A 24047-nucleotide genomic window follows, 5' to 3' on the forward strand; every position below is an offset into this window, starting at 1 on the left:
AAAAGGAGAAAAAATGAAATTTGAAAAAAGGCAAGTTGCTTTAATTGTGCTTGCATTTGTAATCTGTTATGCCATTCAATCTTATTGGTCATTTGGTTCAGATGTCGTCAGTACTACCTTTCATGCCAGTAAACCCTTTTTAGTGGGTGCTGCTTTGGCATTTATCGTTAATATCGTAATGAATTTATACGAATCTGTTTATACAAGATTTGTTAAGTCAAAAAAGTTACTCAGAGCTAAAAGACCGATTTGTCTGATATTATCTTATTTAACCTTTTTAGCAGTTATTGTTTATATTTTTTCAATTGTTTTACCAGATTTGATTGCAAGTATTACCAGTCTTCTTCAAGTGGATCCAAAAATATTTAGTGATTTTGTTGAAGAATTAAATGATAATAAACAAATCGCAAAACTAATTAATTATTTAGGAAGTAATGCTGATGTGAGTGCTGCAGTTTCCAACTATAGTCATCAAGTTTTAAAGCAAGTCTTATCTGTTCTAACAAATATGTTGACCTCTGTCACAACAATTGCATCAACGGTACTGAATGTTTTTATCAGCTTTGTGTTCTCCATTTATGTCTTAGCTAATAAGGAGCAGCTTGGAAGACAGTTCAATCTTTTAGTAGATACTTATACAGGAAAATACGCTTCAACGATACATTATGTTGTTAATATTTTGAATTTCCGTTTTCACCGATTTTTTATTGGTCAGAGTATGGATGCCATTATATTAGGAACACTTACGGCAGTAGGGATGATGATTTTTAAATTACCATTTGCAGCGACGATTGGTGTCTTAGTTGGTTTTTCAGCATTAATTCCAGTTTTTGGAGCATTCATTGGTGCTTCAATAGGTTTTATATTGATTCTGACGGAATCATTTCCAAAAGCAGTTTTCTTTATTATTTTTATTGTGATATTACAACAATTTGAAGGAAATGTTATCTATCCTAGAGTTGTCGGTAATTCTATTGGTTTACCAGGAATGTGGGTCATTTTAGCTATCACTATTGGTGGTGCCTTGTGGAATATACCTGGTATGTTGGTTGCTGTTCCTTTAGCTGCGAGCCTTTACCAAATTTTGAAAGATCATATTATCAAAAAGAGTTTAAAAACTAATGTTTAAACTCTTTTTTTTTCGAATAATAGTATAAGGAGTTGTATCAATGTATCAATTAAAAGTAAACGAAAGCAATCAACAACCTCGCGAAAGATTAAGACAATTTGGACCAGAAACACTAAGTAATCAAGAACTACTAGCCATTTTACTAAGGACTGGCCTAAAAGATAAACCAGTCCTTGCACTTGCTGATCACATTCTGAAGAAAATACCATCTTTAGGAATTTTTAGTCAATTATCCTTAGCAGAGCTAGAACAACTAACAGGAATAGGTAGTGTTAAAGCTGTCGAAATAAAGGCTATGATTGAATTCTCAAAACGTATTTTTCAATCTCAGTATCAATTTGAGGATAAAATCAAATCAAGTCAACAATTAGCAAAAAGATTAATTTATCAAATTGGTTTTCACAAACAAGAGCATCTATTGGCCATATATTTAGATAGTCAAAATAGAATTATAGAAGAAAAGGTAATATTTAAAGGAACTGTTACTAAATCAATTGCAGAACCACGAGAAATTCTATTTCATGCTTGTAAAAATTTAGCAACATCCTTAATATTAGCACATAATCATCCCTCAAATAATGTTTTTCCAAGTGACTATGATATTCAATTTACTGCTAAAATAAAACGATCATGTGAAGAACTAGGCATAAACTGCCTAGATCACATCATCGTTGGTAAACATCATTATTATAGTTTTAAGGAAAAAAATCAAATTATTTAGAGTTTATTAACAACATAGTCAAATAAATCTTTTTCTTCCTGACGTTTATGGCAAAGCATCTCAGGATGCCATTGAACACCTAAAAATCGGATATCGGGGTTGGTAGAAGTCACAGCTTCAATCGTATCGTCAGTTGGGTCAGATGCGATAACTTCCAGACCACTGCCTAATTGTTTTATTGATTGACGGTGAAAAGTATTGACTTTATTTTTTAGTCCATAAATGGGCTCAAGTATCGAATCCTTTTTATGGTAAATTATTGTGTTATGGTTTCAGAAGGTTCTAATTGCCAGTGATTGGGTATATTTTGATTTAAAGTACCACCCAAAACAACATTCATAAGTTGCATACCACGACAGACAGTAAAGATAGGTTTCTTAAGTTTGATTGCTTCTTTAATTAATGCGATTTCAAAGAAATCTCTTTCAATCATGAAATCATCTTCATAAGCTTGATTGCTTTCTCCATAAAAATTTGGATCTACATTTTGTCCACCAATAAGTATGAGTTTATCCACCATCTGAACATACTGTTTTGCCGTCTTTTCGTCAACAATTGGTAGAAGAAGTGGAGTGCCCCCAGCCTCCTTAACACCTTCTACAAATCCTGTTGGTGCATAAGACCATGGAATATCATCTAAAGATGGATTAAGGCGTTGGTTAGCTGTTATACCGATAATTGGTTTGGACATGTTTTCTCCTCTAATTAGTCATTTTGAGATTGATTCATAAAATAAAGTAAGGTTTGTAATTCACTAGTCAAATCAACATACTGAACAATTACCCCTTTTGGTACTTGTAAATGAACAGGTGAAAAACTTAAGATACCTTTAATTCCAGCATCAATTAGTTCATCTGCGACTTGTTGAGCTTCAGTACTTGGAACAGTGAGGATAGCAGTTTCAATATTGGTTTCTGAGAGTTTTTCTTTGATTGATGAAATACCATAAACTGGAATGCCGTCTTGTGTTTTGCTACCAACTAGTTCATTATCATCTGTATCAAAACCAAGCGCAATTTGCATTTTATTACGATCATGGAATCGATAGTGAAGAAGAGCTCTTCCAATATTACCACAGCCCACTAAAATAACATTAGTAGTAGAATGATCATTTAAAATATCTGCAAAAAAGTTCATTAACTTTTTAACATCATAACCGAATCCACGACGTCCAAGTTCTCCAAAGTAGGAAAAATCACGTCTGACAGTCGCAGAGTCAATCCCCATAGCATCAGCTATTTGTTTTGAACTTGCTTTGTCAATTTCATCTGCATGGAAACGTTTAAAAATTCTATAATAAAGTGAGAGACGTTTTGCAGTCGCTTTAGGAATTGTTTTCTCAATAGTCACGTTTTTTTCTCCTTGTTATTTTTTCAACACTATTGTAACAAATAGCTTGTGAATTCTGCAACAATATAGGTTTTATTTTGCTATAAAAAAAACCTATAGTAGCATAGATTTTTTAAGCTTTAGTTTTTAAACGTTTAGTCAAAAAGAGATAGAGATCACCAATATTTCCAGTGTAATCAATCGTTTCACCATCTAATTCAACTTTTGAAACTTTGTAGTAATCAGCAATATTAATGGCACAAGCAAAGCGAGACAGTTCAAATTCTTCAAAATTGTCATAGGTAAGAACTTTCTCTTGTTTGCTGTCATTTAAGTAATTAATTGTTAGCATAAGATATGCCTTCTCTCTAATATTTATTATAATTATTAAAGCGAAAATATTACTTTTTGTCAAAAATACCGCGCTCAACAAGACTATCCATTAAGAAATAAAACTTATCTTGTAAAATCTTATGTTTATCAGATTTAAAAATATTAACAAGACGAAGACCAGATTTATCAGTTATTGCTAATTTAAAAGCATCTAGTCCTTTATTTATTGTAATCTTTAAAGGAAAGCCTTCTCCAGAATTAGGAACCTCTTCTAGTAATCTGGTTAATTCATAATTTCCAATTTTTGTTTGATTAAAGGTAGTATCTCTTAATGTATAAGCTTTAATATTATTGCTTATACTATAAGTGAATTTACAATCTGTTAAATGAATTTCTTTTTCAAATGCCATTATTATTTCCCTAATATTGTATGTAGTGCTTTACTAAGCTCACTGATATCTTTTTCAGTATTTAATTCAGAAAGACTAATTCTAACGGACTCTTCAAGCCTAGATGAAGAGTCACCATAAATGCTTTCCAAAACATGACTTGGTTCGACTGCACCAGCAGTACAAGCCGATCCTGTTGAAATAGCTATACCCATTAAATCAAGTTGCGTCAATAAAATATCATTTTTCTTACCAGGAAATCCAATGTTAATCACGTATGGTAAGCTATTTTTTGATTCATTTAAATAATAGTTTAAATCAGAAATAGACTCTAAAAAGTATGATTTTAAATGAGTAACTTTTTGCAGATTATCATCTCTATTTTGAATAGCTGTTTTTAATGCTTGAGTCATTCCAGAAATTCCAATTAGATTTTCCGTACTAGCTCGTCTTTTATTTTCTTGGTCACCTCCGTGAAGAAGGCTATCGAATTGTTGTGAACGATGATAAAGAAGACCGATACCTTTTGGTCCATGAAATTTATGTGCAGATAGTGATAGGAAATCAATATTATCTTTTTCAAGATTAATATCCAATTTACCAGCTACTTGGACCGCATCAACATGGAACTTAGCTTTATGATGTTTTAATAAGTCACCAATTTCATGAATTGGTAATATCATTCCGGTTTCATTGTTAGCATACATTGTACTGACTAAAATAGTGTCATCTCTAAGTGCTCTCTTGATAGAATCTACTGTAATTTCACCATCTTCTGGTTTTATATACGTAATTTGAAAACCAAGTCTTTCTTCTAAATATTTCATGGTATTTAGAACTGAATGATGTTCGATTTCAGTAGTGATAATATGTTTTCCATTTTCCTGATTAGCTAAAGCATAACCTTTTATTGCGGTGTTATTACTCTCAGTACCACCTGAAGTAAAAATGATTTCTAATGGAGAAGCATTCAATAATGATGCGATTGTTTCACGACTCTCTCTTAGTTCCTGGCTAGCTTTTCTTCCAAAATGGTGCAGACTTGATGGATTTCCAAAATTTTCCATTGTTTTAGTCATTGCTGAAATAACATCAGGTGTTAGAGCTGTAGTTGCAGCATTATCGAGATAAATCATAAATTATTTTTCTTCCTCTGGATGATATGAAAATAGTGGACTAAGTGGTTTTCTTTCGTGAATACGAATAATAGCTTCAGCAATTAGTTCACTTGCTGAAAGATAGGTAATGGTTTCTGGAACTCGTTCTTTTGTTTTTACTGAATCAGTAACGACAATTTCTTTAATAGGAGAAGCATCCAATACATCGGCAGCACCTCCCGCAAAAATACCATGACTAGCAACAGCAAAAATATCAGTTACTCCACCTCTTTCAAGAATCTTTGCCGCTTCAGCAAATGTTTTTCCAGTATTTAAAATATCATCTATCAAAATGGCTTTTTTACCAGCAACATCACCGATAATATAGCCTTCTTCGCGTTCAGAGTCATCTTGAGCATAGTCAATTATTGCTAATGGTGAATTAAGGTATTCTGCTAAACTACGAGCTCTTTTAATTCCAGAATTTTTTGGACTTACGATAACAGTATCGGTACCAGATAAACCTTTTTTACAATAATAATCTGCAAAGAAAGGAACAGTGAAGAGGTTATCAACAGGAATATCAAAGAAACCTTGAACCTGAACGGCATGTAAATCTAAGGTAACAACACGGTCAACACCAGCTTTACTTAGCATGTTTGCAACAAGTTTTGCTGTAATTGGTTCCCGCTGATTTGCCACACGATCTTGTCTTGAGTATCCAAAGTAAGGAAGAACAACATTAATTGAATTTGCACTTGCACGTTTACAAGCATCAATCATAATAAGAAGTTCCCACAAGTTATCATTGACAGGGAAACTAGTTGATTGAATGATGTAGATGTCATCTCCACGTACGGTCTCTTCGATGTTGATCATAATTTCTCCGTCAGAAAATTGACGTGTTGATAACTTTCCTAATGGAATACCTGAAGCTTTAGAAATTTTTTCAGCAATTTCAATGTTTGAAGTTAACGAAAAAAGTTTAATTTGCTTATCAGCATAACGTTCAGTCATGATTTGAATGTTCTCCTTATTTTTAAACAAAGTATTATCTTATAACTTTTGTCAAAGATACGTAACCATTACTATTTTACCAAAAAATTTAAAATAATTCAGTTAGTTTAACAATTATTATTTTAAGAGTGTCTGACTAAATCTTGCAACCTTACTTTTAGAGTATTTGAATTGAATATTTTCATTGATAAGAAACTGGTTGAAATCTTTTTTTCCTTGATTGCTATCACTAACCTCGAGTTCTAATTCGAAATCTGTCACATTAGAATACTCATTAAAATCAATCGCTAATAGTCCGATAGGAAGTTTAACTTCTCTTCTTTTTGTGGTTAAGTGACCAAAACATTTGATGTCATTTAAAGTAATATTTTCTTGGTTTAGAATTTTTGTAATATCGTTAGAAGGAAAGTTATTCGTTTGGATAATATTATTGGCTTCTTCGAGTGATAACTTGATATTGTACTCTTTATTGCCAACTTCTTGTGGAATTTTGAGTGTTATCTCAGCTTTTTGGCTCAGAATTCGGATTCTAAGAGACATTTTATGAGATTTTAAAGCATAATTGGGAGTATCAAAATAATAATTAGTTTGTTCAAAAATAGGATGTGACTTATATTTTTCCGAAAGTTTGTCATATTCCGTTTTTGTTAATAATGTTTTATATTCAATTTCAAGATTGGTTGCCATGTCTTTTCCTCTTTTTAACTTCAATTATGGTATAATAAATTGTTATGTTAATTTTATAAAAAACTCACATTTTTGACAAGAAAGGAGTCGTTTGATGGTAGTAGATTGGGAACAATTTTTAGATCCTTATATTCAAACAGTGGGCGAGTTAAAGATTAAATTACGTGGGATACGTAAACAATTTAGAAAACAAAATCGCCATTCTCCGATTGAGTTTGTGACTGGTAGAGTAAAATCAGTCGAAAGCATTCAGGAAAAAATGATTAGAAGACACGTTCTTGAAGAGAATATAGCTCAAGATATCCAAGATATTGCTGGTCTTAGAATTATGGTCCAATTCGTAGATGATGTCGACGAAGTGCTATCCATTCTTCGCAAAAGACAAGATATGAAGATTGTTTTCGAAAGAGACTATATTCGTCATATGAAATCTAGTGGCTACCGTTCCTATCATGTTGTCATCGAATATCCTGTTGATACTATTGATGGACAAAAAAAGGTATTGGCTGAGATCCAGATTAGAACTTTAGCAATGAATTTTTGGGCAACGATAGAGCACTCTCTCAATTATAAGTATCAAGGTGAATTTCCAAAGGAGATAAAACGCCGTCTAGAAACAACAGCTAAGATAGCACTTGAACTTGATGAAGAGATGAGAAAAATTAGAGAAGATATCAGAGAAGCGCAGCTTTTATTTGATCCAGCAAACCGTAAATTAAGTGATGGTGTAGGAAATAGTGATGACACAGACGAATTATACAGATAAAGTAACTCGCGTTGCAATCATAGCAAATGGAAAATACCAAAGTAAGCGCGTGGCCTCAAAACTTTTTTCAATATTAAAAGATGATAACGATTTTTATCTATCAAAGAAAAACCCAGATATTGTGATTACAATAGGTGGTGATGGTATGTTATTATCAGCATTTCATATGTACGAAAAAGAGCTAGATACTGTTAGATTTGTTGGTATCCATACAGGTCATCTTGGATTTTATACTGATTACAGAGATTATGAAGTTGATCAGTTAATTGAAAATTTAAGAGCAGATAATGGTCAAAGTGCAGCTTATCCAATATTAAAAGTAACAATTTACTTAGAAAATGGTAAGGTTATTAAGGCAAGAGCTCTAAATGAAGCGACTATTAGACGTATTGAAAAAACAATGGTAGCAGATGTTATCATTAACAAAGTACCTTTTGAGCGCTTTAGAGGAGACGGAATGTTGATTGCAACACCAACTGGCAGCACGGCATATAATAAATCTTTAGGAGGGTCTGTATTACACCCTACAATTGAAGCCCTTCAACTGACTGAGATTTCTAGCCTTAACAATCGTGTCTATCGTGCGTTAGGTTCTTCAGTTATTATCCCCAAAAAAGATAAAATCGAAATCATTCCAAAACGTCTAGGAACCTACACCTTATCAGTTGACAACAAAACATTTCATTATAAAAATGTCACAAAAGTTGACTATTCAATTGACCATCATAAAATTCATTTTGTTGCATCAGAAAGACATACTAGCTTTTGGGAAAGGGTTAAAGATGCTTTTATTGGAGAAAGTGATTCATGATTTTTGAATTTATTGCTGACCGTCAAGTAAAGGTCAAAACATTCTTGAAATCACATGACATATCAAAGGCTTTACTAGCTAAAGTAAAATTTAAAGGTGGCAATATTTGGGTAAATGGCATAGAACAAAATGCCATTTATCTTTTAAATATAGGTGATGTGGTGAGGATTCAAATACCAGATGAAGAATCTCATGGAAGCCTTGAACCAATTGACAAAAACTTAAATATTGTCTATGAGGATGATCATTTTCTTGTTATTAATAAGCCACCTGGAATTGCTAGTATTCCAAGTGCTATTCATTCCAATACAATGGCAAATTTTGTGAAAGCTTATTATCTTCAAAATAAATACGCTAATCAGCAAGTTCATATTGTGACAAGACTTGATAGAGATACAAGTGGTTTGATGTTATTTGCAAAACATGGTTATGCTCATGCAAGACTTGATAAGCAATTACAGCAAAAAGTTATTGAAAAAAGATACTATGCTCTAATTTCTGGAAAAGGAAAACTAGCTAAAAAAGGTGATATTATAGCACCTATTGCTAGACCAACTGATAGTATCATTACACGATGTGTTGATTCTTCAGGCAAATATGCCCATACAAGTTACGAAATTGTAGAAGCATTTGAAAATGATATTTATTTAGTTGACATTAGACTTCATACTGGAAGAACACACCAAATTCGTGTCCACTTTTCTCATATTGGTTTTCCCTTACTAGGAGATGATCTATATGGTGGTAGAATGGATTGTGGTATTGAGAGGCAGGCTTTACATTGTCATTTTCTGAAATTCACTGATCCATTTACAAAAGAGATTCAGGAACATTCATTAGACTTGACAGAAGACTTTGACAGCGTTATCATAGGTTTACAGAAAAAATAGATTGAGGTTAATATTTTATGAGTATTCGTACTTTATTTGGTGGATTAAGAGAAAAAGTTGTTGGAAAAAATATGAAAATTGTTTTCCCAGAAGGTAATGATGAACGTGTCGTTCGTGCTGCGGCTCGTTTAAAATTTGAAGGATTAGTTGAGCCAATCATCTTAGGTGAAGAAAAGGAAATTCTTAACTTATTGACTGAACTTGGATTTGCTGATCAAGTATATACCATCATTAATCCAAATGATTATCCAGAATTTGAAAAAATGAAAGAAAGTTTTGTCGAAATTCGTAAAGGTAAAGTAACAATGGAAGATGCTGACAGACTTTTAAGAGATGTCAATTACTTTGGTGTTATGTTGGTTAAGCTTGGACTTGCTGATGGTATGGTTTCTGGCGCGATTCATTCAACTGCTGATACAGTTCGACCAGCTTTACAAATTATTAAAACAAAACCTGGTATTTCAAGAACCTCTGGTGTTTTCTTGATGAATCGTGAAAATACTGAAGAAAGATTTGTATTCGCTGACTGTGCTATTAATATCGACCCAAATGCACAAGAATTAGCAGAAATTGCCTTAAATACTGCAGAAACAGCTAAAATATTTGATATTGATCCTAAAGTTGCAATGTTAAGCTTTTCTTCTAAAGGATCTGCAAAAGCACCACAAGTTGATAAAGTGCAAGAAGCAACGAAAATTGCTAAAGAATTGAACCCAAATGTTGCATTAGATGGAGAACTACAATTTGATGCTGCATTTGTACCTGCAACAGCTGAAATTAAAGCACCTAGAAGTGATGTAGCTGGTCATGCTAATGTCTTCGTCTTCCCAGATTTACAATCTGGAAATATTGGATATAAAATTGCACAACGTCTTGGAATGTTTGATGCTATTGGACCAATCCTTCAAGGATTAAATATGCCTGTTAATGATTTGTCTCGTGGTTCAAGTGCTGAAGATATCTATAAATTAGCAATAATCACTGCCGCTCAAGCTTTAGATAATGAAAAATAATAAAAAGAGTTGATTTTCAACTCTTTTTGATTAATGTAAAAGAACTTTTTTTAAAAAGGAGAAAGTAATGACTAAAATAGCAGTTGTAACAGGTTCTTCAGCTGGCTTTGGTGAAGCCATTTGTAAAAAATTAGTTGCATCACATTTAAAAGTAATTGGTATTGCAAGAAGAGAAGAAAAATTAGTTACCTTACAAAATGAACTTGGTAAAGATTATTTTTATCCTATTTCAGTTGATATCACAAATCACCTTGAATTAGAAAAGGCATTGAATGAGTTACCTGAAGATTGGAAATCAATTGATATTTTAATTAATAATGCAGGGTTAGCCTTAGGACTTGATAAAGCACAAGAAGCTGATTTTTCAAATTGGACAACTATGATTAATACTAATGTGACAGCCTTGACATTTTTAACAGATCTTTTATTACCTAAAATGGTTCAACAAAATAGTGGATTTATTATTAATTTAGGATCTACGGCGGGAACAATTCCTTATCCAGGCGGAAATGTATATGGAGCAACCAAAGCTTTCGTAAAACAATTCTCACTTAATCTAAGAGCTGACCTTGCGGGAACTAAAATTAGAGTGACAAATATCGAACCTGGTCTTTGTGAGGGGACTGAATTTTCTTATGTTCGTTTCAATAACGATGAAAAACGTGTTAGTCAACTTTATGATGGAGCGCATGCGATTACAGCTGAAGATATTGCTAACACCGTTGATTGGTTGATTCAACAACCTGAACATCTTAATTTTAACAGAATTGAGATGATGCCAGTTTCACAAAGCTATGGTCCACAACCAGTATTTAGAGATTAAAGAAAACCACTTCATTAGAAGTGGTTTTTAAAAATCATTAGAAATAGAAGGTCCTGACGTCACATCTGACCAACCAACTATAGCTTGAGCAGTCTCTTCAAGGTACATTTTTATTAATGGTTTTATATCATAAGTCAAGTCTAATACTTGTTTTAATTGACTTTGGTCATAAAATCCAAAGTAAGATTGCACAAGAATTTGATCAAAAGATTGTTGGGGTACGAGATAATGTTTTGCTTTCTGCGTTTCTTTTAGTTCCTTCAAAGACCAAGATTCCATATCTTCATCGTCATTTAATTGAAAGAAGGGGTCCAATTTTTGATTATGATATTGTAATTTTCCATTTTTATCAAAAAGTCTTGCTTGTAATGGGAAAAAGTCTAAAATGAATTGTCTTTTTTCAAGGTAAAAATTGGTCAAAAATTGAGATAATTCAAGTAATTTTTTGGTATCAGTAAAAATATGATGATTTAAATCAAAATAATAGCGATGTTCTTTTAGGTTGTTAAAATAGATGGTATTTTGCTCATCGTGATTGTCACTGTTATCAAAAACAAAGAAAAAATCACTTTGATCAGCATTTTCATTGGTTTCTGATTCAAATAAAAACAGATGATTAAAGTGTTCTTTTAAAAAAGATGCTAACTCCACATGGTGTTTGTTAGACTGATCAACAATAAAGGTTGTTTTCAATAGATAATTCATACCTGTATGATAAGAAGTTTTGTTTAAAATAGCAATTATTTTGTATTATCAATCTCAGAGGATAGTATCAGAAAATAGTAATATTTGGAGAGCATTTTAACGTAATAACAGATAAACTAAAGCTAATAAAAGGAGGCACAAAATGACTCAAAAAATTATCTTTTTAGATGTAGATGGTACTCTAGTCGATTATCATAACCGTATACCAGAATCAGCAAAAACGGCAATTAAAAAAGCACGCGAAAATGGCCATTTAGTTTATGTTTGTACTGGGCGAAGTCGCGCAGAAATGCCACAAAATATTTTGGATATTGGCCTTGATGGTATGATTGGAGGAAATGGTTCTTATGTGGAACATCATGGTCAAGTTGTCATGCATCAAATGATCTCAAAAGAAGATTCAAAAGCCATTGTTGATTGGCTACATGACCGTGGTCTTGAATTTTATCTTGAATCCAACAATGGTCTGTTTGCAAGTGAACATTTTAGAGATGCTGCACGTCCTGTTTTAAAAACATATGCTCTCAGAAAAGGGAAGTCAGAAGAAGACGTCAAAGATCAAGAAGCTGAAGATGCTTTACATGGTCTGGTTTACAATGGTGAACTCTATCGTGATGATTTAAATAAAGTCTCTTTCATTCTAAATGATTATCAAGATCATTTGGACTCAAAGGAAGCTTTTCCAAATCTTGAAGCTCATACTTGGGGCGGCCGTGGGGAAACAACCCTCTTCGGTGATTTAGGTGTTAAAGATATAACAAAAGCTCATGCAATTGAGGTTTTATTAAAGCATTTAAATGCTTCAAAAGAAAATACGATTGCCTTTGGCGATGCCTCTATAGATATCCCTATGCTAGACTATTGCCAAATCGGTGTTGCTATGGGAAATGGAGGACCAGAAATCCTCAAAATGGCGGATATGATTACAGATGATGTTGAAGAAGATGGTCTTTATCATGCTTTTGAAAAACTTGAGCTCATATAAAGCAATCAATTGCGATTGCTTTTTTTAAAACTATAAAGTCAAAAAATTTGACTTTATTTAATGAAACAGATAGACTTCTTTTATGAGGTGTTAGTTATGAAAGCTGTACAAGTTAAAAAACCAGGTGGTGCTGAAGTATTAGAATTAGTTAACTTACCAAAGCCAGTCCTAAAAAAAGGATGGTCATTAGTAAAAGTATTAGGATTTGGAGTTAATCGATCTGAAGTTTTTACCAGACAAGGTTACTCACCAAGTGTCGTTTTTCCTAGAGTTTTAGGGATTGAATGTGTAGGAATAATCGAAGAAAGCTCTGATGAGAGTTACTTTAAAAAGGGGCAACTAATCATTTCAATCATGGGAGAAATGGGACGGGATTATGATGGGTCATATGCAGAGTATGTTTTAATCCCAAATCAGTCAATTTATCCAATTAAAACTAGTCTCAGTTTGGAAAAATTAGTCTCTTTACCCGAATCTTATTACACTGCTTTTGGTTCTATGAAACAATTACAAATTAAAGAAAATGATCGTATTTTAGTTAGATCTGGTGCTTCTGGTTTAGGAATTGCATTCTTAAAATTGGTGAAAGCATTAGATATCTCGGTTGAAATAACAGCAAGTGTTCGTCATGAAAGGAAAGTCAATCAGTTAAAAGAAGCTGGATTTGATAAGGTTATCTTAGAAAAAAATTGTCAATTAGAGACACAAGAAACTTATGATAAACTATTAGATTTAGTTGGACCTAAAGTCATTGATGACAATTTAAAACATCTCTCTGAAAATGGTATTATCTGTATTGTTGGATTATTAGGGGGACAATGGGATTTAGAAAATTTTGATCCTATTATGAGTTTAAAAAATAGAACTTATTTAACTGCCTTTTATTCGGGAATGGTTACTAAAGCTGAACTTTTAGAAATGTTGACTTTCATAGAAAATCAAAAAGTTGACATACCAAAACCTAAAATTTATTCACTAGATCAGATTCAAGAAGCTCATCAATTTATTGAAGGGACAGATGCTTTTGGTAAAGCAATTGTTTTATTGGAGGATAATAGAGGATAATAATGGATAAAATGGTGAAAGAAAGTAAAAATTATATCAGACTTTTTGATCAACAAATCAGTCTTTATGAACACTATGCTCGAAAAAATGGGTTACAAGGTAAAAGCTTGCAATTACTTTTATGGCTTTATTACAATCCAAATGGTATTACTCAAAGTTTTTTAGTTGAAAAGACACTGTCAACAAAACAAGTTGTCAATGCTACTGTTAAATCGTGGTTAAGTAAAGGATTTGTAACGTTTCAAATCTCTCCTGAGGATAAACGTAAAAAAGTCATTAAACTAACACATCAAGGTTTTGAATTTGCAAAATCAATTTTAAAGCCTCTTGAACAAGCAGAAGGGAATGCACAAGCATTTTTAAAAGAACAAGAACGAAAAACACTCATCAAATTAGTTGATAAGTACACTCAGGCATTAGTTACTGAATTGGAGAAAATATGATTGAATTTAAAAATGTTTCCAAAGCATTTAATGAAACGACGGTTTTAAAAGAACAAAGTTTTACGATTAATGATGGTGAATTAGTCGTTCTGGTTGGACCAAGTGGCTCTGGAAAAACCACACTTTTAAAAATGATTAATCGCTTAATTGACCCTAGCACTGGTCAGATATTAATTGATAAAGTCCCTCAAGATCAAATGAAATATAGAGATATGCGACTTGAAATGGGATATGTTCTACAACAAATTGCTCTCTTTCCAAATCTTACTGTAGCAGAAAATATTGCTTTAATTCCTGAAATGAAAGATTGGTCTAAAAATGAAATTTTAAAAGAATCTAAGAAATTACTTGATATTGTAGGTTTAGAACCTGATCAATACCTCAATTGTTATCCTAAAGATTTGTCAGGTGGTGAGCAACAGCGTGTTGGCATCGTTAGGGCAATCATTGCACGACCTAAGATATTATTAATGGATGAACCTTTTAGTGCGTTAGATCCAATATCTCGCAAACAGTTACAAGATTTAACGTTAAAGATTCATAAAGACTATAAAATGACAATTGTTTTTGTAACCCATGATATTGATGAGTCCATGATTTTAGCTGATCGAATTGCAGTTTTACATCAAGGGGTAATTTGCCAGATGGATGCACCGGAAATTATTCAAAATTCCCCAGCAAATGACTTTGTAAAAGGATTATTTGGAGGTCATGTTAATGTCTAAACTCATATCAACATTCCAAGATCGTTATTCTGAATGGGTAACTGCTTTAGGTCAACATATTCAAATTTCACTTTTAGCATTAATGATGGCGCTCTTTATTGCTATTCCATTTGCTATTTTATTAACCAAAAGTAAACGTTGGTCTGAAATTTTTCTCCAAATAATTGGTGTTTTACAAACTATTCCATCACTAGCTTTATTAGGTTTATTTATTCCTCTCATGGGGATTGGTACTATTCCAGCAGTGACGGCACTTATCATCTATGCTATTTTTCCAATTATGGCTAATACCATTACCGGTTTAAACGGAATTGAACCAAGTCTGCTTGAAGCTGGTACAGCTTTTGGGATGACGCGATGGGAAAAACTGAAAAAATTTGAATTACCATTAGCCATGCCTGTTATTATGTCTGGTGTTAGAACTTCAGCTGTTTTAATCATTGGGACTGCAACTTTGGCAGCTCTAATTGGGGCAGGAGGTCTAGGATCATTTATACTACTTGGGATAGATAGAAACAACACAAGTTTAATATTAATTGGTGCTATTTCATCTGCCATATTAGCAGTCATTTTCAATTTACTCTTGAAGTATCTAGAGCATTCATCTTTGAAAAAAATTGCTATTGCCTTTTTCACAACACTTGCTTTGCTTATTGCATCTTACACTCCAGCACTTTTACATATGACCAATATAATGCAGCCTAAGAAGATAACTGTTGCTGGAAAAATGGGAGCAGAACCAGAAGTACTCATTAATATGTATAAAATATTAATTGAAGATAATACTGATATAGAAGTTGAACTCAAACCTAACTTTGGAAAAACGAGTTTCTTATATGAAGCATTGAAAAATGGAGATATTGATATCTATCCTGAATTTTCGGGAACCATAACTTCTTCCTTGTTAAAGAATCCACCCAAACTTTCAAATGATTCTCAACAAGTCTATCAAGAAGCTAAGAGTGGTATTTTAAAACAAGATGATTTAAGTTTTTTAAAACCCATGGCATATCAAAACACTTATGCTGTAGCTGTTACAAAAAAACTAGCAAATCAGTATCATCTTAAAACAATATCTGATTTAAAACAGGTTGAAAATCAGGTAAAAGCTGGTTTTACTTTAGAATTTGCTGATAGGCAAGATGGGAATAAAGGATTGAAATCTCTTTATGGTCTTAATTTAAATGTATCAACGATGGAACCAGCACTACGTTATCAAGCAATTGGTTCAGGAAATATTCAAGTTACTGATGCTTATTCAACAGATGCCGAAATCATCAAATATAACTTAGTGACCCTAAAAGATAATAAAAAACTCTTTCCACCTTATCAAGGGGCACCACTTATGAAAGCTTCATTACTTAAGAAGTATCCAAAATTAAAACCCGTTCTAAATCAATTAGCTGGCAAAATCACTGAAAAACAAATGAGTCAAATGAATTATCAAGTCAGTGTCAAAGGAAAATCAGCAAATAAAGTGGCACATGACTTTTTGCTAAAAGAAAAATTAATTTCAAAATAAAAGGAACTCTGATATTCAGTTCTTTTTGTTTTTCATAGAATAGTATCATGAAAGCCTTTTATATCATTAGTTATTAAAGACTAAAGGATTTATAATATAAGTATCATAATAAAAGGAGACTGTTTTATGTTACATAAAACCTTAAAGCCATTTCCAAAAGATTTTTTCTGGGGTGCATCTAGTTCTGCCTATCAAGTTGAAGGTGCTGCTTTAGAGGATGGTAAAGGACCATCATGTCAAGACATTAAAGAAATTCCAGAAGGAACTTCTGATTTATCTGTTTCAGTTGACCATTATCATCGTTTTAAAGAAGACATTGCTTTAATGACAGAAATGGGATTCAAATCTTACCGTTTTTCTATTTCGTGGACAAGAGTTTTACCAGAAGGTACTGGAAAAGTAAATCAAAAAGGGATTGATTTTTACAATCAATTAATTGATAAATGTTTGAAATATGATATTGAACCAATTGTAACAATGTTCCATTTTGATATGCCAGCAGCTCTTGATGAAAGAGGATCTTGGTCAAATCGTGAATCAATTGATTGGTTTGCAGAATTTGCAACACTTATTTTTAAAGAATTTGGTGACCGTGTTAAGTATTGGTTAACAATTAATGAACAAAATATGCTCACATTAGTCGGTCCTGTAATTGGAACTTTACATGTACCAGAAGGAACCACAAATCTAACAAAAGAAATTTACCAACAAAATCACCATCAACTTGTAGCACAAGCAAAAGCAATGCAAATCTGTCATGACTTATTGCCTGAAGCTAAAATTGGACCAGCGCCAAACATTTCATTAGTTTATGCAGCGTCTTCAAAACCAGAAGATGTTCTTGCTGCACAAAACTTTAATGCAATTCGTAATTGGCTTTATCTTGATGCGGCTGTTTATGGTGTATATAATAATCTCGTTTGGGCTTATCTTGAAGAGTATGATGCTGTACCAGAAGTAACTGAAGAAGACTTAGCTATTATGAAAGCTGGAAAACCTGATTTTATTGGTTTTAATTATTACAACACTGCTACAGCAAAAGCATCAGATGGTACTGAAACAGAATTTTCAACTCATGCTGATCAACAATCAAAACAAGGTGTTGCTAATGTCTTTCAAACTGTTGATAATCCAAATTTACCAAAAACAGAATTTGGTTGGGAAATTGATCCAATGGGATTCCGTGCAACAATGCGTGAAATGTATAGTCGTTACCGTTTGCCAATGTTGGTAACTGAAAATGGTCTTGGTGCTTATGATACACTAACTGAGGATGGTAAAGTACATGATCCATACCGTATTGAATATTTACGTACTCATATTGAACAAATCCAATTAGCAATTACAGATGGTGTAGACATGATGGGTTATAACCCTTGGTCTGCAATCGATTTGATTTCTACTCATGAAGGTATCAAAAAACGTTACGGCTTTATTTATGTCGATCGTGATGATTTTGATTTAAAAACACTCAATCGTTATCGTAAAGATTCATTCTTCTGGTATCAAAAAGTTATTAAATCAAATGGTCAAGATTTAAGTGACTAAAACTAAATAAGAAGATAAGACTCTGTATTACTATAGAGTCTTTTTCATTTTACAAAATAAATAAGAAATAGGACTTCGTGATAGCTAAGATAGCTAGTCACATCAAGAAAATTTTGTTATAATGAACTGAGTCTTAATAGAGAAAACAATCATTCTATTTTAATAAAGAATGAAAAAGGTGCTTTGGAAGAACTGAGTACCTTTTTTATGCCCTAAAAGGAGGAAATATGAATACTAATAAATGGCGCGTGATGCCTGCAATTATAGCGACTGCAATATTAAGTTTTTGTGGTGTTTTGATAGAAACATCAATGAATGTTACTTTTCCAACATTAATGACGGAATTTAATGTCAAAGCCACATCAATCCAGTGGGTAACAACTGGTAATTTATTAGCGGTAGCAGCTATTGTTCCCTTATCAGCTTATCTTATCAAGAATTTTTCTGAGAAGTTTATTTTTACATTAGCCAATGCTTTTTTTATTGCAGGTGTTATCATTGATAGCTTTGCACCAAGCCTTTTTATTCTTTTAATTGGTCGAATTTCCCAAGGAATTGGGACAGGAATTGCTTTACCATTGTTGTATCATATCATTTTGGAAAAAATTCCATTTGAAAAAAGAGGTTTGGTTATGGGAGTGGCTACAATGACGACTTCTTTAGCTCCAGCACTAGGACCTACTTATGGCGGTTTGGTTTTAGCAAGTCTTGGCTGGAAAATGATTTTTAGTTTATTATTGCCTTTGCTGATAGTATCTACTCTTGTTGGATTATCTTCTATACCTAATAAACACATCCAAAAGACAACGAGTCTTAATGTTTCTGCTTTTATTTTCTTAGGTATAGGTCTTTCATCCCTCTTATTAGCAATTGAAAAATTATCTTTTGTTTGGCTTATTTTATCGCTCTCTAGTTTAGTTATTTTTTATTTTCTAAATAAAAGAAAGGTGTTACTTAATCTTCATGTTTTTAAAAATAAACCTTACTTAATTCTACTGATAGCAGTATTGATTTTTCAGATGGTTCCATTAGCACTTTCTTTTGTATTGCCAAATCATATTCAGTTAGTACTTGAAAAAACGTCTACGCAAGCTGGATTATTTATGTTTCCGGGTTCTATATTAGTTGCTATTTTAGCCCCACTTTCTGGGATTCTACTGGATAAGATTGGACCTTTTAAACCAATTATGATTGGTTTGGGAATTATATTATTTGGTTTGGTTGGGATGAGTTTGTTATTTCCATATGCGCCATTTTTTATCTTGTTACTCTGTGATATTACTGTAAAATTGGGTATGGGATTAAGTGGTAGTAATTTGATTAGTAGTACGTTAACAAAACTTGATAAACATGAAGCAACTGATGGCAATAGTATCCTAAATACTTTGCAACAATTTTCAGGAGCATTTGCAACAGCAGTGGCATCTCAGATTTTTTCTCTTGGGCAAAATTCTGAACTTAAAAATGGAGCTGCTATTGGCGGTAGAAATGCCGTTATCTTTTTAGTAATCATGGTTATTTTAGCGATATCATGTGTCCTCTATCTGAAAAAAGAAAAAGAATTATAGCAATTTGTATTGCTAATTTTTTATGACAAAAGCCGAACAATAAAAAGAAAAATACGTTAAAGTTTGACTATTCTAATAAATATAGACTAAACTATTATAGGAAAGGTAAGTATTTACCTTCCTATGCCTTGGTGGCATAGGAAGGTCATTTGAAAATATAAGGAGAAATGTCTTATGTATAATGACATGCCCGTATTTGATTACGAAGATATTCAATTAGTTCCTAATAAATGTATTATTTCTAGCCGTTCTGAAGCTGATACTTCAGTTAAATTAGGAAACTATACTTTTAAATTACCAGTTATTCCAGCAAATATGCAAACGATTATTGATGAGTCTATTGCAGAAGAATTAGCTGAAAAATGTTATTTTTATATCATGCACCGTTTTGAAGAAGATAAACGACAACCCTTTATCAAAAGAATGCATGATAAAGGTCTCATTGCATCTATTTCAGTTGGGGTAAAACATTATGAATATGATTTTGTTAGTTCATTAAAAAATGATCAACCTGAATTTATTACAATTGATATTGCACATGGACACTCCGATAGTGTTATCAATATGATTAAGCATATTAAAAAAGAATTACCTGAAACATTTGTTATTGCTGGTAATGTAGGGACACCAGAAGCTGTTCGTGAATTAGAAAATGCTGGTGCCGATGCTACAAAAGTCGGCATTGGCCCTGGTAAAGTTTGTATTACTAAAGTTAAAACCGGCTTTGGAACTGGTGGTTGGCAGTTAGCTGCACTTCGCTGGTGTGCTAAAGCTGCACGTAAACCAATTATTGCTGATGGTGGTATTAGGACACATGGTGATATTGCTAAATCTATTAGATTTGGCGCAACGATGGTTATGATCGGTTCATTATTTGCAGGACATATTGAAAGTCCTGGAAAAACAGTGGAAATCGATGGTCAAACCTTTAAAGAATACTATGGTTCAGCATCTGAATACCAAAAAGGTGAACACAAAAACGTTGAAGGTAAAAAAATTCTGTTACCGACAAAAGATCATTTAGAAGATACCTTAATCGAGATGCAACAGGATCTTCAAAGTTCTATCTCCTACGCTGGAGGAAAAGACATAGCAAGTTTAACTCGTGTTAATTATGTGATTGTTAAAAATTCTATTTGGAATGGAGATAGTATCTAAAAAAAGCATTGCTATTTTGATGATTTATGTTAAAATGAGCATAATATAAAATGAATAAATACTTATTTATACTGTGAATTGGCGCAGAGTCTCTACAAGACACCGGAAATGTCTAACAATAAGTGAGCATAGAGCTTGCTTGGTTTATACCTAGCAGTGTCTTTTCTGAATTGAAAAAACACTGTAGCAAGCTCTTTTTCTTTTTGATTTAGGAGGTAATATGAAATTATTGGAAGATCGCATTCTAAAAGACGGTAATATTTTAGGCGACAATATTTTAAAAGTGGATAGCTTTTTAACTCACCAGGTGGATTTTAAACTGATGACTGAAATTGGAAAGGTTTTTGCTAAAACCTTTGAATCTCTAGGTATTACAAAAGTTGTTACAATTGAAGCATCAGGAATTGCTCCAGCTCTATACGTTGCCCAAGAACTTGATGTTCCAATGATTTTTGCTAAAAAACATAAAAATATTACCATGACAGAAGGTATCCTAACAGCAGAAGTATATTCATTTACAAAACAAGTCACTAGCACTGTTTCAATAGCTAGTAAATTTTTATCACAAAATGATAAAGTCTTAATTATTGATGATTTTTTGGCTAATGGACAAGCAGCGAAAGGGTTGATTGATATCATTAATCAGGCTGGTGCAAGTGTCGAAGGAGTCGGTATAGTTATTGAAAAATCATTTCAAGATGGTAGATCTTTATTAGAAAATAGTGGTGTTAAGGTAACATCACTGGCGCGTATTAAAAATTTTGAAAACGGTAGTTTGAATTTCTTGGAGGCCGATGCATAAAATGTCTACACAAAACCAACACACACATTCCCGATCTGCAATTTTAGGAATACAGCATTTATTATCCATGTATGCCGGTTCGATTCTGGTTCCTATCATGATCGCAGGTGCTCTTGGTTATTCTGCAAAAGAGCTAACTTATTTGATTTCTACAGATATTTTTATGTGTGGAGTTGCCACCTTTTTACAATTAAAAGTGACAAAACAAACGGGTATTGGGTTACCAGTAGTTTTAGGGTGTGCCTTCCAATCAGTTGCTCCATTATCTATTATTGGGGCCCATCAAGGTTCAGGAGCAATGTTTGGTGCTTTGATTGCTTCGGGTATCTATGTCATCTTAATTGCAGGGATTTTTTCTAAAGTTGCTAATTTCTTTCCACCAATCGTAACAGGTTCTGTTATTACTACAATTGGTTTAACATTGATTCCCGTTGCAATGGGAAATATGGGAAATAATGTTTCTAAGCCAACTTCTCAAAGTATGATTTTGGCATTATTGACTATATTAATTATTCTTTGTATTCAAAAATTTACAAAAGGATTTATTCGCTCTATATCTATTCTTATTGGTTTAATTGGAGGAACGATAATTGCTGCCTTTATGGGTCTTGTTGACACAAGTGTTGTTACAAATGCACCATGGGTACATGTTCCGACACCATTTTATTTTGGAATGCCAAAATTTGAAATAACGTCCATTGTGATGATGTGTATCATTGCCACCGTTTCAATGGTCGAATCTACTGGTGTTTACTTAGCTCTCTCAGATTTAACACAAGACCCGTTAGATAGTAAACGTTTGCGTAATGGTTACCGTTCAGAAGGTTTGGCTGTATTACTTGGTGGATTATTCAATACTTTCCCTTATACAGGATTTTCACAAAATGTTGGCTTGGTTCAATTATCAGGAATCAAGACAAAAAGACCTATTTACTACACTGCAGTATTTCTTATCGTTATTGGTTTGTTACCTAAATTTGGAGCAATGGCTCAAATGATTCCAAGTCCTGTACTTGGAGGTGCTATGTTAGTTTTATTTGGAATGGTTGCTCTACAGGGTATGCAGATGTTAAATAGAGTAGATTTTAAAAATAATGAGTATAACTTCATTATTGCTGCAGTTTCAATTTCGGCTGGAGTTGGTTTTAATGATACAAACTTCTTTTCAAGTTTACCAACAACTGCTAATATGTTTTTGACAAATGGCATTGTCATAGCAACTATAACATCAGTAGGACTAAACCTCGTTTTTAATGGGTATCAAAAGAAATAAAAAAAATGATGCTTAGCATCATTTTTTATTTTGGTAATAAATAACACTTTTGTTTTAACTCATCACTAATAATAATATCTAATGCTTGGGTGACAATAATTCCTTCAATTCCAGGTGTTGCATTTATTGTTTCTAAAGCTAAATGAATATCTAAACCAAATAAGCGACTTGTCCAAATCTCACAATCACAGGATAGCTTTGCGACTATTGTTAAACTCATCATCTTAGTTTCAATAGGGTAGCCAGTTTTAGTATTAAAAATATGGTGGTAGGTTTTACCATCAGTTGTCTTTAATTGTCTTTCATAAACCCCTGAAGTTACAACAGATTGATTAAGAATTGGAAGAATTGCTAGATTATTTCCTCTTTCTTTATAAGGATTTTGAATTCCCACATTCCAAATGTGATTGTCACGTTTAGGATTTGGTCCAAAAACGAGAATATTCCCCCCTAAATTAATGAGTGCAGATGTGGCACCATTTGCTTTCAAAAAATCGATAATTCTATCAGCAATATATCCTTTTGCAAGAGCGCCCAAATCAATTTTCATACCAGTTTTACTGAGAAAGACGCTTTTTTTATCTGTATTTAAAATAATATTTTCTGGATGACAGTAGCTTAGTTTGTCTTGTATGGTCTGATCATCAGGTTTTTTTGCGTCAGAAAAACCAATTCGCCAGGTCTGAACTAATGGACCTATGGCAATATTTAAATTTGATGGGTCATCTAAGCTGTGTTTTTTTCCAATTGTTATCAATTCAAATAATTCGGGATGAACAATGACTTTTTTTACACCAGCATTTTGATTAACAACAGCTAATTCAGAACTTTCATCATTAGCACTGAATCGTTTGTTATACAGATGAAGCAGTTCAATGACTTCTTGAATCAACTGGTCTGCTTGTTTACTTTCGATTTGAATGTCAATTCGTGTTCCCATTAAAAAAATGGATTGATTTGCTAGCATAATATCTCCTAGTCTTTTTTTAGGATTTCTTTTTCATCTCACCTTGAGGGAAGTAGGTCCCTTCTTTCAAATCATTAATAATGACATGAATGTTTTCTTTTGGTGCTTCAGCAACACGAGAAATGACTTCAGTAACTTCTTTTGCGATTTGATTTTTTTGCTCCTGAGTACGACCTTCAAATAAATCAATATGTACAAATGGCATAAAGATACCTCCTTTTTATAATAGTTTCATTATAACATAGATTGATTTAAAAAAGGCAGTAAGCCCACCTTCGCCA

The 24047-nt window shown here is 32.8% G+C and carries 26 protein-coding genes, 1 pseudogene and 1 riboswitch; of the genes and pseudogenes, 17 read left to right on the forward strand and 10 right to left on the reverse strand.

Translation table 11 applies throughout. The annotated features are described in order from the left end of the window. The first annotated feature begins 13 nt into the window (after nt 1–13). A complete protein-coding gene (locus tag STRUR_RS05090) occupies nt 14–1129 on the forward strand; it encodes an AI-2E family transporter (protein ID WP_006740396.1) in 1116 nt (371 codons plus the stop codon). Nucleotides 1130–1169: 40 nt separating this feature from the next. Next, a complete protein-coding gene (gene radC / locus STRUR_RS05095) occupies nt 1170–1850 on the forward strand; it encodes a RadC family protein (protein ID WP_006738472.1) in 681 nt (226 codons plus the stop codon). Here radC and STRUR_RS11885 read toward each other — a convergent pair. The 7 genes and pseudogenes from STRUR_RS11885 to STRUR_RS05130 all read right to left on the reverse strand — a co-directional run bounded on the left by STRUR_RS11885 (nt 1847) and on the right by STRUR_RS05130 (nt 6702). Beyond that, nucleotides 1847–2541, reverse strand: a pseudogene (locus STRUR_RS11885) (gamma-glutamyl-gamma-aminobutyrate hydrolase family protein). The gene radC and the pseudogene STRUR_RS11885 sit on opposite strands and share 4 nt — an antisense overlap. Before the next feature lie 14 nt (nt 2542–2555). Further along, on the reverse strand, nt 2556–3200 hold the full coding sequence (locus STRUR_RS05105; RefSeq protein ID WP_006739418.1) for a redox-sensing transcriptional repressor Rex: 645 nt from the start codon (nt 3198–3200) through the stop codon (nt 2556–2558). Between the two features lie 112 nt (nt 3201–3312). Next, a complete protein-coding gene (locus STRUR_RS05110; protein ID WP_006739313.1) occupies nt 3313–3531 on the reverse strand; it encodes a DUF4649 family protein in 219 nt (72 codons plus the stop codon). Nucleotides 3532–3580: 49 nt separating this feature from the next. After that, nucleotides 3581–3922 carry a DUF1831 domain-containing protein gene (locus STRUR_RS05115; protein WP_006738857.1) on the reverse strand — a complete coding sequence of 114 codons (342 nt, stop codon included), beginning with the start codon at nt 3920–3922 and terminating at the stop codon, nt 3581–3583. A 2-nt stretch (nt 3923–3924) separates the two neighbouring features. After that, nucleotides 3925–5037, reverse strand: a complete 1113-nt coding sequence (locus STRUR_RS05120) for a cysteine desulfurase family protein (RefSeq protein WP_006740255.1) — start codon at nt 5035–5037, stop codon at nt 3925–3927. A gap of 3 nt (nt 5038–5040) precedes the next feature. Next, complete coding sequence (locus tag STRUR_RS05125) at nt 5041–6015, reverse strand: ribose-phosphate diphosphokinase (RefSeq protein ID WP_006739656.1); 975 nt, start codon at nt 6013–6015, stop codon at nt 5041–5043. A 117-nt stretch (nt 6016–6132) separates the two neighbouring features. Beyond that, entirely contained in the window at nt 6133–6702 is a 570-nt protein-coding gene (locus STRUR_RS05130; RefSeq protein WP_006739517.1) for a CYTH domain-containing protein, read from the reverse strand. A gap of 94 nt (nt 6703–6796) precedes the next feature. Between STRUR_RS05130 and yjbM the strand changes: the two genes are divergently transcribed. The 5 genes from yjbM (at nt 6797) to STRUR_RS05155 (ending at nt 11005) form a co-directional block, all read left to right on the forward strand. Continuing rightward, nucleotides 6797–7468 (forward strand): GTP diphosphokinase, encoded by a 672-nt coding sequence (gene yjbM / locus STRUR_RS05135; protein WP_006739188.1) that lies wholly within the window; start codon nt 6797–6799, stop codon nt 7466–7468. Continuing rightward, a complete protein-coding gene (locus STRUR_RS05140; protein WP_006738876.1) occupies nt 7443–8279 on the forward strand; it encodes an NAD kinase in 837 nt (278 codons plus the stop codon). Before yjbM ends, STRUR_RS05140 begins: the two co-directional genes overlap by 26 nt. Next, nucleotides 8276–9169 carry an RluA family pseudouridine synthase gene (locus tag STRUR_RS05145; RefSeq protein WP_006739372.1) on the forward strand — a complete coding sequence of 298 codons (894 nt, stop codon included), beginning with the start codon at nt 8276–8278 and terminating at the stop codon, nt 9167–9169. Before STRUR_RS05140 ends, STRUR_RS05145 begins: the two co-directional genes overlap by 4 nt. A gap of 17 nt (nt 9170–9186) precedes the next feature. After that, nucleotides 9187–10182 (forward strand): phosphate acetyltransferase, encoded by a 996-nt coding sequence (gene pta, locus STRUR_RS05150; RefSeq protein ID WP_006739740.1) that lies wholly within the window; start codon nt 9187–9189, stop codon nt 10180–10182. A 67-nt stretch (nt 10183–10249) separates the two neighbouring features. Continuing rightward, nucleotides 10250–11005, forward strand: coding sequence for an SDR family NAD(P)-dependent oxidoreductase (locus STRUR_RS05155; protein ID WP_006739662.1), 756 nt, complete (start codon nt 10250–10252; stop codon nt 11003–11005). A 27-nt stretch (nt 11006–11032) separates the two neighbouring features. Here the strand turns inward: STRUR_RS05155 and STRUR_RS05160 are convergent, their stop codons facing one another. Further along, nucleotides 11033–11698, reverse strand: a complete 666-nt coding sequence (locus tag STRUR_RS05160) for a hypothetical protein (protein ID WP_006740235.1) — start codon at nt 11696–11698, stop codon at nt 11033–11035. A 154-nt stretch (nt 11699–11852) separates the two neighbouring features. Here STRUR_RS05160 and STRUR_RS05165 point away from each other — a divergent pair, with 154 nt between their 5' ends. The 10 genes from STRUR_RS05165 to STRUR_RS05210 all read left to right on the forward strand — a co-directional run bounded on the left by STRUR_RS05165 (nt 11853) and on the right by STRUR_RS05210 (nt 22799). Further along, nucleotides 11853–12695 carry a Cof-type HAD-IIB family hydrolase gene (locus STRUR_RS05165; RefSeq protein ID WP_006738430.1) on the forward strand — a complete coding sequence of 281 codons (843 nt, stop codon included), beginning with the start codon at nt 11853–11855 and terminating at the stop codon, nt 12693–12695. A gap of 96 nt (nt 12696–12791) precedes the next feature. Further along, a complete protein-coding gene (locus tag STRUR_RS05170) occupies nt 12792–13760 on the forward strand; it encodes a zinc-binding dehydrogenase (RefSeq protein ID WP_006739019.1) in 969 nt (322 codons plus the stop codon). A gap of 2 nt (nt 13761–13762) precedes the next feature. Further along, the gene (locus STRUR_RS05175) at nt 13763–14203 is read left to right on the forward strand and encodes a MarR family winged helix-turn-helix transcriptional regulator (RefSeq protein WP_006739976.1); all 441 of its coding nucleotides are present in this window, start codon (nt 13763–13765) and stop codon (nt 14201–14203) included. Then, a complete protein-coding gene (locus STRUR_RS05180) occupies nt 14200–14928 on the forward strand; it encodes an ATP-binding cassette domain-containing protein (RefSeq protein WP_006740347.1) in 729 nt (242 codons plus the stop codon). Before STRUR_RS05175 ends, STRUR_RS05180 begins: the two co-directional genes overlap by 4 nt. Then, nucleotides 14921–16450, forward strand: a complete 1530-nt coding sequence (locus STRUR_RS05185; RefSeq protein ID WP_006738688.1) for an ABC transporter permease/substrate-binding protein — start codon at nt 14921–14923, stop codon at nt 16448–16450. The genes STRUR_RS05180 and STRUR_RS05185 overlap by 8 nt, the downstream gene beginning before the upstream one ends. Nucleotides 16451–16576: 126 nt before the next feature. Next, nucleotides 16577–17998, forward strand: coding sequence for a glycoside hydrolase family 1 protein (locus tag STRUR_RS05190; RefSeq protein ID WP_006740389.1), 1422 nt, complete (start codon nt 16577–16579; stop codon nt 17996–17998). 227 nt (nt 17999–18225) lie between these two features. Further along, on the forward strand, nt 18226–19566 hold the full coding sequence (locus STRUR_RS05195; protein ID WP_006739780.1) for an MFS transporter: 1341 nt from the start codon (nt 18226–18228) through the stop codon (nt 19564–19566). 174 nt (nt 19567–19740) lie between these two features. After that, nucleotides 19741–20724, forward strand: coding sequence for a GMP reductase (gene guaC / locus STRUR_RS05200; RefSeq protein WP_006739172.1), 984 nt, complete (start codon nt 19741–19743; stop codon nt 20722–20724). Nucleotides 20725–20766: 42 nt separating this feature from the next. Further along, nucleotides 20767–20863, forward strand: a riboswitch (purine riboswitch). An 81-nt stretch (nt 20864–20944) separates the two neighbouring features. Beyond that, complete coding sequence (locus STRUR_RS05205; protein WP_006740358.1) at nt 20945–21526, forward strand: xanthine phosphoribosyltransferase; 582 nt, start codon at nt 20945–20947, stop codon at nt 21524–21526. Nucleotide 21527: 1 nt separating this feature from the next. Next, nucleotides 21528–22799, forward strand: coding sequence for a nucleobase:cation symporter-2 family protein (locus STRUR_RS05210; protein WP_006740532.1), 1272 nt, complete (start codon nt 21528–21530; stop codon nt 22797–22799). 25 nt (nt 22800–22824) lie between these two features. On the opposite strand, the gene STRUR_RS05215 is transcribed toward STRUR_RS05210, so the two are convergent. Both STRUR_RS05215 and STRUR_RS05220 read right to left on the reverse strand, forming a co-directional pair. Next, on the reverse strand, nt 22825–23766 hold the full coding sequence (locus STRUR_RS05215; protein WP_006739424.1) for an FAD:protein FMN transferase: 942 nt from the start codon (nt 23764–23766) through the stop codon (nt 22825–22827). Nucleotides 23767–23785: 19 nt separating this feature from the next. Then, on the reverse strand, nt 23786–23971 hold the full coding sequence (locus tag STRUR_RS05220; protein ID WP_006740102.1) for a 4-oxalocrotonate tautomerase: 186 nt from the start codon (nt 23969–23971) through the stop codon (nt 23786–23788). Between the last annotated feature and the right edge of the window lie 76 nt (nt 23972–24047).

The sequence above is a fragment of the Streptococcus urinalis 2285-97 genome (assembly GCF_000188055.2).
Classification (GTDB): Bacteria; Bacillota; Bacilli; order Lactobacillales; family Streptococcaceae; genus Streptococcus; species Streptococcus urinalis.